The organism is Treponema sp. OMZ 855 (assembly GCF_024181145.1).
Lineage (GTDB): Bacteria > Spirochaetota > Spirochaetia > Treponematales > Treponemataceae > Treponema.
Map to the genome: position 1 here is coordinate 1,960,479 of NZ_CP051194.1, position 12,457 is coordinate 1,972,935.

The following is a 12,457-nucleotide window of genomic DNA, read 5'->3' on the forward strand; positions in this document are numbered from 1 at the left end:
AGCCGGTTTGCATGATTATACAGTTTTTATACAATATATGATGCAAGCTCCGGTTAGAAGACAACGTCATACTAACCGGAATACCGGCAGTGCTGCGGTAAATAACGTGTATTTATCCGCAGCACCGTAAATTAGTTAGCGGTAATAACCGTACTGTTACCGCCTTTCAGCGCATTGCCTGCATTAGCCAATGAGGTAATAACAGCCTGTCCTTCTTTGTGATTGCGGACAAACTGTAAACATGCTTCCACCTTGGGGAGCATACTGCCTTTTGCAAAATGCCCTTCGGCAATGTATTTTTCTGCCTCGGCAATGTTCAGTTTGCTTAAAGCCTGCTGATTGGGTTTGTTAAAATTGATACAAACCTGATCAACCGCCGTTAAGATAACCAGTTTATCAGCCTTAACATCCGCTGCGAGTTTTGCACAGGATTTATCCTTGTCGATAACTGCATCAACGCCGTGTAAGCCGTCTGCTTTTTGCAGAACCGGAATACCGCCGCCTCCGACAGTAATAACGATATGCCCTGCGGCAACCAACTCTTCGATAACGGGGCGTTCGACAATTGCGACCGGCTGCGGTGACGGAACAACACGGCGGTAGCCTCTGCCTGCATCCTCAACGAATGTCTGATCCGGTTTTTCAGCCTTAATTTTATCAGCCTGTTCTTTTGTATAGAACATACCGATAGGCTTACTCGGGTTTGTGAACGCGGGATCGTTTTCCGATACCAAAACCTGCGTGATAACGCATACGACTTCGCGTTTAACGTTCCGTCGTTTCAGTTCGTCGCCGATTGCCTGCTGCAAGTGATAGCCGATATATCCTTGGCTCATGGCGCCGCATTCAGCAAACGGCATTGCAGGAGTGCCCGCACTTCCATTCGCAGCATAGTCCATTGCCAAATTAATCATACCGACCTGCGGCCCATTACCGTGTCCGATAACGATTTCATAGCCGCTTTCTGCCAATGCAACAATCGATTTTGCCGTTTCTTTTACTAAAGCGAGCTGCTCCTGCGGATTATTCCCAAGTGCATTTCCGCCAAGCGCTACAACAATTCTTTCTTTTTTCATATTCGTAGTAACGCTCGCTTTATTTTAAGGTTGCATACATAACTGCTTTAATAGTATGCATGCGGTTTTCAGCCTGATCGAACACTTTTGACTGTGCAGATTCAAAGACTTCGTTGCTTACTTCCATTTCAGGAATACCGAATTTCTCGTTTACTTCGCGTCCGACTTTCGTATTCAAGTCGTGGAATGAAGGCAAGCAGTGCAAGAAGATAGCATTGTGGTTGGCAAGAGCCATCATCTTCTTGTTCACCTGATACTTGCTCAACAGCTTAATGCGGGATTCCCATACGCTGTCGGGTTCACCCATCGATACCCAAATGTCGGTGTACAATACGTCTGCGTTTTTACAGCCTTTTTCTACATCATCGGTAAGGGTGATGGTAGCGCCGGTCTCTTTTGCAATCTCTTGAGCTGTTTTTACCAAGTCGGCGGCAGGGAACAAATCCTTGGGGCCGCATGCGGTAAAGTGCATACCCATCTTTGCGCATACAACCATCAGTGAATTGGCAACGTTGTTGCGTGCATCGCCGACAAACGTCAGCTTGATACCCTTCAAATGACCGAAGTGCTCTTCAACGGTGAGTACGTCTGCAAGCATCTGAGTGGGATGGAATTCGTTGGTTAAGCCGTTCCAAACCGGAACACCCGCATATTTTGCCAATTTTTCAACAATTTCTTGGCTGAATCCGCGGTATTCGATACCGTCGTACATACGGCCTAAAACCCGTGCGGTGTCTTCGATGCTTTCCTTATGCCCCATCTGAGAGCTTGCAGGATCAAGGAAGGTTGAACCCATACCTAAATCCATAGCGGCAACTTCAAAAGAACAACGTGTGCGTGTTGAAGTTTTTTCAAACAATAATACGATGTTTTTTCCTTTTAAGTGATCGTGCGGGGTATGTGTCATCTTCAATTTTTTTAATTCTTTTGAAAGATCCAACAAATACCTGATTTCTGCTGAGCTGAAATCCAACAACTTTAAGAAGCTGCGTCCTAAAAGATTCACACCCATAAAAACTCCTTGCTATTATTTAATAGCGTTTAAAAAATTAAGGAAACCGTTCAAAAAATTCAGTTTTTTGACAGTCCCAGTAATGAAATAATATGGGAAACGCCTTCAATACTTATCTGTATGCAGACGCTTCCCATGTAAAAATTGTACCACAGCCTTTTTAATTTGACAAGCAACACAACACTGACAAGATATCAGCCGTTCCAAGCAGCAATGCGGTAATCCGCAGTCTACATGGAGTACCGTGGTACAAAAACAGCAGAGACCGACACCTGTCTGTTTATCCGATCTAACGGGAAAGAACGTGTCGGCACTCTATGGCAATGTACGGTTTAGTTGTCGCGTACAAGCGGCATACTCATACAGCGGGGACCGCCGCGTCCGCGTGAAAGCTCCGCGCTCGGCATTGTCAGAACCTTCAGTCCGTGCTTCGTAAGGAGCTCGTTGGTAACATCGTTTCTTTCGTATACAACGATTGTTCCGGGGCTGATACACAGTGTATTCGAACCGTCGTTCCACTGCTCGCGTGCTGCCGCAATCCTGTCGCCGCCTGCACACTGAATAAGCTCTGCATGGCCGGTACCGGTGTACTGTGCAAGTGTTTTTTCGAGCGTCGTATCATTTTGTACAATCTTCAACTCGCCTTTTGCAGCACCTTTGGTGATGGTGAATACGCGGAGCGGGCCGAGAATACCGGGATGGATTGTGAACTTGTCGTGATCGATCTGGGTAAATACCGTATCCAAGTGCATGAATGCGCGGCTTACCGGAATATCAAACGCAAGGATTGTTTCGATCTTTGATTCGCTGTTAAAGAAGATCTTCTTTGCGATAACATCGATAGCGTTTGCGCTGGTTCGCTGAGAAATACCGATAGCCAAAACTTTTTCATTTATATTGAGGATATCACCGCCTTCAATGTGGGGCGGATCATAACGATCATAGAACTTGGGTACTTTACCGGCATAATCGGGATGATGATTAAAAATGTATTCGGCATAGATCGTTTCACGGTTACGGGTAACGGAGAACATTCTATTTAAGCTTATACCGTTTCCAATTGTAGCAAAAGGATCGCGGGTAAAATACAGGTTCGGCATAGGGTTGACAACCATTGACGAATCGGAATCGGCAACGAAGTCTACCAATGAAGCATTGCCTTTGACATTAAGTTCTTTAATATCAATGCCTTCCATCGTTTTTAAAATCAGCTGTTTATTATCTTTGATGTTGTTCAACAGTTCGCGGATGCTTTCTTTGTGTTTTTCGGAATAAACATCGCTTTCGTTAATAAACTGTTCAATAAACTTTGTTCTAATTTCCGGTTTTTTAATTGCTTCAGCAGCAAGGTCTTCGAGGTACAGAACTTCAGCTCCGTTATCTCTCAAAATCTTGGCAAAGGCGTCATGTTCTGCTTGAGCGACTTTAAGGAACGGAATGTCGTCAAACAGCAGTTCGCCTAAGGTGTCGGGAGTTAAATGAAGTAGTTCGGCACCAGGCCTATGAAGCAATACTTTACGCAGTGTTTTAATTTCACTGGTAACACTTAATACGGACATATAAGCCTCCTATAACTTATAGTGCAGGATACGGTAAAAAAACCGTCAAAAGGCTGCTTCGCGTAGAAAAACACTATCAGCCGAGTCTCCCTGCAAAAGATAGGAATAATTATAGCACAGTTTTTTTTAAATGCAAGCAAAATTTACAATAAAATTAGAGCAAATTCATAATTCAAAATGATGAATTATTTAGGTGAGTAAGGCGTATTCGGCTTCTGCTTTTTCGGCAATACGCGGAACTTGTTTAAGCATATCCTGCGAAACGGCAGTATAGTTGCGGATTAAATCGGAAAGAGTGCTTGCAAAGCGCTGTTGTTCCAACATAGCATAAAAGATGCAAAACAGATCGGCTATATTCCGTTTCGGAGCAAACAATTCTATAAGGGTTTCCGTCAACTCTGCGTATGTCGCACTTAAAAAATATGCTTCATCCTTTGTTAAGGCTTCAAGGGTGTTGTCCATATACAAAGCCCGTACATATTCGCGGAGACAGCGGTCAATACCCGCATACCAGCTTTCTATGGCATTTTTCGTATTCCTTGAGATTTCATCCGTAAGGCTTGAAGCTTTCCTGCTATCCGTATTTTCTTGAATTTCTCCGGCAGCGATCGCGTTCGTATCCGCAGAAATCGGATTTGTAGCGAAAGCCGCACCGGGCGGAGGTAAGTCTTTTTGAATTTTCTTTGCTGCTTTGTAAAGCCGTTTTAACTGTTTACGCAGTGCGGTAAGCCGCTTTTTTGCCGTTCCAAGCGTTCTTCTCCGCAGCTTTCTCAAAAGCAGCCGCACTCCGGCGGCTAACACTCCCAACAACCCAACACCTAAAACCGCTGCGCCGTATAATAGAAAGTCAGTTCCCGGCGGCAACAGCGGCGGCTTCGGCGGCTGGAGGCTTACCCGTTCACCGGTTCCCAAGAGCGAAGCGACGGAAATCGCCGGAAGTTTAGTGTGTAGTTGTAAGAAAGTAAGAGACGGAAACTCAATTTCGCCTGTTTCCCATGGGACAAATGTAATAGCGAGGTAATACCGTGATTCCCGTGTAACAATCTTGATTTCGTTGATTGTCATCACGTCGTTTTGTGTCATGTTTTTAAGCGGAATAGGGGCGGCAACGGTAAAGCCGCTGCCGGTTAACATTTTATATTCTTTTTCGGATAGCGGAAAAAGAAACTGTGCCGTATCGCCGACAAAGATATGCTGAGGAATGAGAATCCCGTTCATAATACCGTATCCGCCTGAGGCCGGTATCGGCTAAAGGGCTGAATACCGTATTTGCCGGTCAAAAAAAACTGGTTTAAGAGCTTTACCGTATTACCGTCGTAGGGCAATACGAGAGGATATGCTCCGCAGCGTATACAGGTATTTTCCCATTGTTGGGTATCTTCGGTTATACGGCGGATACGATCTTGCCGGAACTGATGCAAATTGGTCGGCAAGAGCCGCTCCAGTCCCGTTTCGGGGTCAGTAAAGCGCAATATCCCTGCGGCGGGCAGCGCTTCATCATAAGGCGCGGTAATGCGGATAGCTGCAACGTCATGACGGCGTGCTAATACCCCCAACTCTTTTTCAAAATTTTCTACTTTAAAATCGGATAGAATAATGACGAGTGCCCGCTGCCGCAGCAGTTTTCCCGCCGCTTCAAGCGCAGGCGCCAATGCGGTTCCTTTGCTTTTGCTGCCCGAAACGACAATCCGTTCCAGAGCACTCAGAATATGCAGACTTGGTTCTCTGCCGCGCCGGAGCTGAAATACCCGCGCGACCTTCCCGTCAAAAGCGAGGAGTCCCGTATAACTGTGCAAATGTTCCGCGGCAAAAGTGATCAGCGCTGCCGCTTCCAAAGCTTTTTCTTGCGGTGCATTAACGGTACTGCCTGCTTCCATCGAAGCAGAAACATCGACAATCAAAAAAAGCCGCAGGTCGCGTTCTTCACGGTACAGTTTCACAAAGGTTTTGCCGCTTCGTGCCATCAAGTTCCAGTCAATACTGCGGATATCATCCCCCGCTTCGTATTCCCGCAGCGAATCAAACTCAATGCCCCTGCCCCGGAAATGACTCCGGAAGCTTCCGGCTTGCATTCCCTGCGCAATGGAGAGCGCCGCCAGCTGTAACTGTTTTGACCGTTCCGCTAAATAACCGGTTTTCATCTGCCTCGTATCCGGGTATCAGGAATCGGCCGCTGCTTTGCAAATACCTATGCAGACGTCCGATTCTCATACAGCCGTTAAAAGGTTGCGCTCTCTTACATAACCTCAAGGAAAGGAACAATCACCAGTCCTGTTGCGTTTTTCAGTACGATGTATACTGCTTTCGCAAGCGCAAGCCGGGTCGCGGCAACATCGGCGTTTTCCGCACCGAGGATGGGACAGTCATGATAGAAGCGGCTGAACAGCTTACAAAGATCGTACAGATAGCTGGTTATCAGCATCGGTGCATACTGAGCGGCGGCCTTATCTACTTGAGCGGGGAATTCTTCAAGTTTTTTCAGTAATTCCCATTCTATATCGGAGCTAAGCAGCTCGGGCTTGCAAACACCTGTCTTTGCTTTTTTGCCTTCTTCCGTATCAGCCTTGCGTAAAATAGAAGAAATACGCGCACCCATGTATTGGATATAGGGACCGGTATTGCCGTTGAACGAAAGAGACTCGGAAGCGTTGAACAGCATATCTTTTATCGTGTCTACTTGGAGCAAGAAGTAGTGCAATGCACCGAGCGCGACCTTTTCCGCAACTTCTTCGGGATTTCCTACCGCATCTTCGCGGCCTTTGGAGGCAATCTCTTTTAATGCACTATTCTTGAGCTCTGTAATCAGATCGTCCGCATCGACAACGGTGCCCTCGCGGCTTTTCATTTTGCCTTCCGGCAAGTTCACCATACCATAAGCGAGGTGATACAAACCGGTGTACCAATCATAGCCGAGCAGCTTCATAATATAGAAGAGCACTTTAAAATGATAAATTTGTTCGTTACCGACTACGTAGATAAGCTTGTCAAACGGCCACTCACCATGGCGGGTTATCGCAAGTCCGATATCCTGTGTGATGTATACCGACGTTCCGTCTCCACGCAGCAGCAGTTTCTTTTCAAATCCGATCGATTTAAGGTCAACCCAAATGGAACCGTCCTCGTCTTTATAAAAGATACCTTTTTTTAAGCCTTCCATAATTTCGTCGCGACCCTTGCGGAACACATCGCTTTCAAAGAAAAGCTTATCGAATGAAACTCCTGTGCGGCTATATGTTTGCTGAATACCTTGCAGCGCCCAGCCGTTCATTGTCTTCCACAGCTGCATCGTTTCAGGATCACCCGCTTCCCATTTCCGCAGCATTTCCTGTGCGTCATCTTCCGCTTCAGGATGATCTTTGCTGTATTTATGGAACTGAACATACATATCACCGACAAACTTATCGGGTTTTATACCTTCTTTTACGGGATCGATACCGTTTCCGAAGAGCTTATATGCAAGCATCGATTTACAGATGTGTACACCGCGGTCGTTGATGATGTTGGTTTTATAGACATCCGCTCCGCTGAACTGGAGAATACGGGAGAGGCTCTCTCCGATAGCGTCATTGCGCAAATGTCCGAGGTGCAGCGGTTTATTGGTATTGGGGCTTGAAAACTCAACCATGATTTTCTTACCGGCAAGGGTAGTTGTTTTTCCGTAGTTTTCATTTCCGCTAATAATTGCATTGAGGATTTGCGCAGCTGTTTCACCCTTGGGTAAAAAGACGTTGATATACGGACCTACCGCTTTCACCTCACCTTTTCCCTTGAGTGCAGAATCAGCTTGCAGCTTAGGTAACAGTTCCGTCGCAATTTTAGCAGGGGCAGAGCGTAATACCTTTGCAAAACTGAAAAGCGGAAAACCTAAATCACCCAGAGTCGGATCGGGCGGTGTTTCCATTGCAATCCGTTCTGCAGTAACGGCCTCAGCTCCTTCAGGCTGCATCGATGTGAGTGCGCGTGCAATACTTTCTTTCCATAATAACCGTATATCGTTCATAATTACCTCACTTATAGGAACCGCTAAAACTTTCGGTTTTAGAGATGCCTTTGTGTTTCTGATTTAGGAAGAACCTCCGGAACTATCGATTTTTAAGAGGCTCTTGTTAGTATAGAAAATTCCGCCGCTTAGTGCAAGAGACCGCATTGCATCACGTTAAATCTAACCGAAAAACGCTCTGGACAGCCGCCCGTATTTCCAATAGTATAGAGAACCTATGTATTCAATTGACCATATCCGCAATTTTTGTATTGTTGCTCATATCGATCACGGGAAGTCAACGCTTGCCGACCGTCTTATTGAAAAAGCCAAGGTTATCGACGAACGCTATTATCGGGCGCAGATGACCGATAACATGGATATTGAACGGGAACGCGGCATCACCATTAAAAGCCAAGCCGTTACCATTCCGTACCACGCCGCCGACGGGCAGGATTATCTTTTAAACTTTGTTGACACACCCGGACACGTAGACTTTACTTACGAAGTTTCCCGCGCTATTGCGTCCTGCGAGGGGGCAATTTTGATTGTGGACGCAACGCAGGGGGTGGAATCTCAGACGCTTTCCAATATGTACCTTGCGCTTGAGCACAACCTCGAAATTCTGCCGGTCATCAATAAGATTGACTTACCGGCGGCGGATATTCCGGCGGTGTCTGCTCAGATAGATCACGATTTAGGGCTTGATTCCGAGATTGCCGTTGCAGTTTCGGCAAAAACAGGACAAAATATCGATGCGCTTTTTGAAGCCATTGTGAAGCACTTCCCGCCGCCGACGGGTTCTGCCGAAGCCCCCTTGCAGGCGCTCATTTTCGACTGCCACTACGATGCATATCGCGGGGTTATCATTCACCTGCGGGTGTTTGAAGGGGCGGTAAAGCCCGGCATGACCATCCGTTTTATGCACAGCAATGCGGAATACCGCGTAGAAGAAACCGGCGTTTTTATTCTTGACCTTGTGCAGCGGGACTCCCTCCGTGCGGGAGAGGTCGGCTATATTATTGCGGGTATTAAAACCGTGTCTGATGTGCAGGTCGGCGACACCCTCACCGATGCAGCCCGCCCTTGCGCGGAACCCCGTGCAGGGTTCAAAGCGGTTAAGCCCGTCGTGTTTTCTTCCGTGTACCCGGTAGATACCAACGACTACGAGCAGCTGCGTGATGCCTTTGATAAACTCAAGCTCAATGACGCAAGCTTAACCTATGAAAAAGATTCTTCCGTTGCGCTTGGACATGGGTTCCGCTGCGGCTTTTTGGGGCTGCTCCATTTGGAGATTGTACAGGAACGGCTTGAACGGGAATTCGATCAAGCGGTTATCTTTACCGCGCCGTCCGTGCAGTACCGCCTCCATCTGCGGAACGGTGAGACCATAATCTGCGACAATCCTGCAGAATACCCCGACGAGGGCAAGATCGCTTCCGCAGATGAGCCGTATATCAGGGCGAATATCATCACCCCGACGGAATACCTCGGCAATATTATCTCCCTGTGCATCGAAAAACGGGGCGTACAAACCAATATGAACTACCTCGACCAAAAGCGGGTGGAGGTTACCTACGAAATGCCGCTTGCGGAAGTGCTGTTTGAATTTTATGATCGGCTCAAAAGCATCAGCCGCGGCTATGCGTCGTTTGAATACGAAGTAATCGAAATGCGCCCGACGGAGCTGGTGAAAATCGATATTCTGCTGAACGGCAAGCCGGTGGATGCCCTTGCGCAGCTTTCGTATAAGCCTAACGCCTATAACAAGGCGCGCCACGTGTGCGAGCAATTAAAGGAAGAAATCACGCGCCAGCAGTTCAAAATTGCTATTCAGGGGGCAATCGGCAGCCAAGTTATCGCACGGGAAACGGTTAATCCGGTGCGCAAAGACGTGTTGGCGAAGTGCTACGGCGGCGACATTACCCGCAAACGCAAGCTCCTTGAAAAGCAGAAAGAGGGAAAGAAGCGCATGAAGATGGTTGGCGATGTTGAGTTACCGCAGTCAGCCTTCTTGTCGGTGCTTAAAACCAAAAGCGAATAGCGGTTGAGCGCTACCCCTCGATAACCTGTATTTCAAACTCCAACTGGGGCATACACTCCGCTAAATCGCTTTGAATCCGCTTGAGCGCTTCTACGCGTATTTCAACAGAGGTATTGGCATTCCCTTGGATAATAAAGATTGCATTTTTTGTCCCGTCATCAAATTTATAATTTTCACCGTCGCGGACACCAAGCCATGCGATAATACCTTTAGGGTCGCGGTATACATAATCGGTTTCGGCAACATGCTTTTCCGTCGATGAAATCGGAAGAAAAACTCCCGCTTCTTTATTGACGGTAAACTCTATCTGCCCGTCTATTTTATCAAGATCATGCCCGCCAATCGCTAAAAGCGAATGTAATGACTCAACATTATAGATATCGATAACACTATTGATGTGCGGCATAGAACCGCGGCGCTGAATATTCCGAATAAATGCGGGAACGGTCGGCGGATACTTTTTGATACTGCGCCCGACACTTTGCAGCAAATCCGCATACCCTTGAGTAATCGGATTATTCAAAACTTCATCAACATCGCACCGCAAAGCCCAATCTTCCATCTTTTTTTGCTTTTTTAAGAATGAATCGGATAATTTTGCGTGCGGATCTATATTTTTCGCAACACCAATTACAACGCTTGTAATCCCAAGTTCAACGATACTTTTATCGATAATACATTTCATAGCAGCCTGCCCCCATATATTGGAAATTTATACTACCATTTCAGTATAACTGTGGTATAATGGAACTTATTATATCACAATTAATGGAAAAGGTATGTGTACGGCAAAAAAACCATTGAAACCTTTAAAACTCGATCTATCCGATCTTGACAAGAAAATGACGCTCGCAGTTGCAGAGCTGCGGAAAAGCTATCCGCTCAGAATTAGCGAAGACGGTATCCCCGTTACGTTCAAAAAAGTGAAGAGTTCCGAAATTTCCGCAACCTTTAGAAACGGTGTATGCGAAATTGAAGCGGATTCTGTACCGCATTTTTATTTTGCGCTGTCGATGCTGCTGCTTAAAAGTCAAACAATCGAAGATTCAAAAATCTATACAAGGCGGGATGCGCAGCGTTTATTGGAATTCCGCATGGATCATGTTTTTGAAAAGAACGGCTTAATGCTCGATCTTTCCCGTAATGCGGTTGCACATATCGATATGCTGAAGCAGTTTATTCGCGAAATGGCATTTATGGGACATTCGTGGTTTATGCTCTATATGGAAGATGTGTACGAAGTCGAAGGAGCTCCCTATTTCGGTGCATTACGCGGACGGTACTCTATAAAAGATTTACAGGAAGTTGACCGCTATGCCAAGATTTTCGGCGTACAGTTGGTACCGTGTATTCAGACCCTTGCTCACATGGATCAGTATTTTATGTGGGAAGCCATAGAATACAAGTATAAGGATATTGATAACATCTTTAATGTCGGCAATGCTGAAGTACGAACCCTGCTTACCCGGATGATTGCATCGTTACGTAAAGCATTTTCTTCGGATATTATCCATATCGGAATGGACGAAGCGTATAACCTAGGCCGCGGGCGTTATTTGGATGAAAACGGACTCAAAGAAAAGAGGGAAATTATGCAAGATCACCTTACTTTTATGAAAACCCTCTGTACAACATACGGCTTTAAACCCATCGTTTGGGATGATATGTTCTTCGGCCGCTATTCCAATAACAAAGAAGATGTTGAGCCGGTTATTCCCAATCAGGTAGGATTGATGTATTGGGATTACTATAGCTGCTTGACCAACCATTACCGCGACCACCTGCAAGCATGCCGAGCGCTCACAAAAAAGACCATGTTTGCCGGCGGTGCATGGCGCTGGACGGGATATATACCGCATCATAAGAAAACACTTGAAGCAACGCTTGCCGCTATTGAGGCTTGCCGAAAGGAAAAAGTCAAAGAAGTCATCGTTACTTCATGGAGTGATGACGGCAGCGAAGCTCCGCTTTATACCTGTATGTTCGGCTTGGTACTCTATGCCTACCTTGACTGCCATATCAAATATCAAGAGGAAGAATTTGCGCAGTATCTAAAACTCTACACCGGCATGGGGCTTGACGAATGGATACGGCAGGGCGAACCGGATTTGTTTGAAGGAACAACCGGTAACAATTATGATATAACGCCGTCGAAGTATCTGTTATATCAAGACCCGCTCGGTTCAAAATTTCTGTATTACATACGGACGCTGACAACCGATATGAATGCCGTCTATAAGAAACTGGAGCAAGCCTTTATCGAGGATGCAGCCAACACGGCTAATTCCTTGCAGCGCAGCATTGCCGAATTTTATGCATTGATGATGAAAACGCTTTACTATAAGTGGCGGCTCCCCTTGGATATTTGGGAGGCGTATAAGGGAACGGATAAAAAAGCATTGCAGGCATTAATCGAAAATAAGATAAAGCCGCTAAAAACGGTGTTAGCCGAAACAGCGAAGGCGCGTCGGCGAGTATGGACGGAAGAATGCCGCGGATTCGGTTCAGAGGTGTTGGATCACCGCTTCGGCGCAATGCTGATGCGGCTGGAAGTTACACAGGAAGTGCTAACCGATTACATACAGGGTAAGATTACACAAATCGATGAGCTTGAAGAAGAACGGCTTGATCCATGCCCTGAATCGGATAAAATGCTCGAACCGCAAGCAGTGCGCTATAACCGTGCCTTACGTATTATGACCGCCTGCCGAGAAACATGGTAAGGTAAAAAGGAGTGTAAAATAAAAGCCGTACAAATGGCACGGCTTTTATTTACTCAAGTTTGCT

Annotated in this window: 9 protein-coding genes; 2 read left to right on the forward strand and 7 right to left on the reverse strand. The window is 46.4% G+C overall.

What is annotated here, in order from left to right; all coding sequences use genetic code 11:
• Positions 1-131: 131 nt before the first annotated feature.
• From arcC to argS, 6 genes are all read right to left on the reverse strand, one after another.
• Positions 132-1,076: a carbamate kinase gene (gene arcC, locus E4N65_RS08835; RefSeq protein ID WP_044015386.1), complete on the reverse strand. Its 945-nt coding sequence runs from the start codon at positions 1,074-1,076 to the stop codon at positions 132-134.
• 19 nt (positions 1,077-1,095) lie between these two features.
• Positions 1,096-2,088, reverse strand: a complete 993-nt coding sequence (gene argF, locus E4N65_RS08840; protein WP_253672860.1) for an ornithine carbamoyltransferase — start codon at positions 2,086-2,088, stop codon at positions 1,096-1,098.
• 332 nt (positions 2,089-2,420) lie between these two features.
• Positions 2,421-3,647 carry an arginine deiminase gene (arcA, locus tag E4N65_RS08845; protein WP_044015381.1) on the reverse strand — a complete coding sequence of 409 codons (1,227 nt, stop codon included), beginning with the start codon at positions 3,645-3,647 and terminating at the stop codon, positions 2,421-2,423.
• 189 nt (positions 3,648-3,836) lie between these two features.
• Positions 3,837-4,865 (reverse strand): hypothetical protein, encoded by a 1,029-nt coding sequence (locus E4N65_RS08850; protein ID WP_253672862.1) that lies wholly within the window; start codon positions 4,863-4,865, stop codon positions 3,837-3,839.
• Positions 4,862-5,788, reverse strand: a complete 927-nt coding sequence (locus E4N65_RS08855; RefSeq protein WP_253672864.1) for a DUF58 domain-containing protein — start codon at positions 5,786-5,788, stop codon at positions 4,862-4,864. Before E4N65_RS08855 ends, E4N65_RS08850 begins: the two co-directional genes overlap by 4 nt.
• A gap of 95 nt (positions 5,789-5,883) precedes the next feature.
• A complete protein-coding gene (gene argS, locus E4N65_RS08860; protein WP_253672866.1) occupies positions 5,884-7,647 on the reverse strand; it encodes an arginine--tRNA ligase in 1,764 nt (587 codons plus the stop codon).
• A gap of 217 nt (positions 7,648-7,864) precedes the next feature.
• Here argS and lepA point away from each other — a divergent pair, with 217 nt between their 5' ends.
• Positions 7,865-9,670, forward strand: coding sequence for a translation elongation factor 4 (gene lepA / locus E4N65_RS08865; protein ID WP_253672869.1), 1,806 nt, complete (start codon positions 7,865-7,867; stop codon positions 9,668-9,670).
• A gap of 10 nt (positions 9,671-9,680) precedes the next feature.
• Here the strand turns inward: lepA and E4N65_RS08870 are convergent, their stop codons facing one another.
• Positions 9,681-10,355, reverse strand: a complete 675-nt coding sequence (locus tag E4N65_RS08870; protein WP_253672871.1) for a B3/B4 domain-containing protein — start codon at positions 10,353-10,355, stop codon at positions 9,681-9,683.
• A gap of 94 nt (positions 10,356-10,449) precedes the next feature.
• Here E4N65_RS08870 and E4N65_RS08875 point away from each other — a divergent pair, with 94 nt between their 5' ends.
• Entirely contained in the window at positions 10,450-12,393 is a 1,944-nt protein-coding gene (locus tag E4N65_RS08875; protein ID WP_253672873.1) for a beta-N-acetylhexosaminidase, read from the forward strand.
• Positions 12,394-12,457: the final 64 nt, after the last annotated feature.

Bases quoted from the DNA above. Each gene is read 5' to 3' on its own strand.
- E4N65_RS08850 (WP_253672862.1), bottom strand. From the start codon at position 4,865: ATGAACGGGATTCTCATTCCTCAGCATATCTTTGTCGGCGATACGGCA.
- arcC (WP_044015386.1), bottom strand. From the start codon at position 1,076: ATGAAAAAAGAAAGAATTGTTGTAGCGCTTGGCGGAAATGCACTTGGG.
- argF (WP_253672860.1), bottom strand. From the start codon at position 2,088: ATGGGTGTGAATCTTTTAGGACGCAGCTTCTTAAAGTTGTTGGATTTC.
- E4N65_RS08855 (WP_253672864.1), bottom strand. From the start codon at position 5,788: ATGAAAACCGGTTATTTAGCGGAACGGTCAAAACAGTTACAGCTGGCG.
- E4N65_RS08870 (WP_253672871.1), bottom strand. From the start codon at position 10,355: ATGAAATGTATTATCGATAAAAGTATCGTTGAACTTGGGATTACAAGC.
- arcA (WP_044015381.1), bottom strand. From the start codon at position 3,647: ATGTCCGTATTAAGTGTTACCAGTGAAATTAAAACACTGCGTAAAGTA.
- argS (WP_253672866.1), bottom strand. From the start codon at position 7,647: ATGAACGATATACGGTTATTATGGAAAGAAAGTATTGCACGCGCACTC.
- E4N65_RS08875 (WP_253672873.1), top strand. From the start codon at position 10,450: ATGTGTACGGCAAAAAAACCATTGAAACCTTTAAAACTCGATCTATCC.
- lepA (WP_253672869.1), top strand. From the start codon at position 7,865: ATGTATTCAATTGACCATATCCGCAATTTTTGTATTGTTGCTCATATC.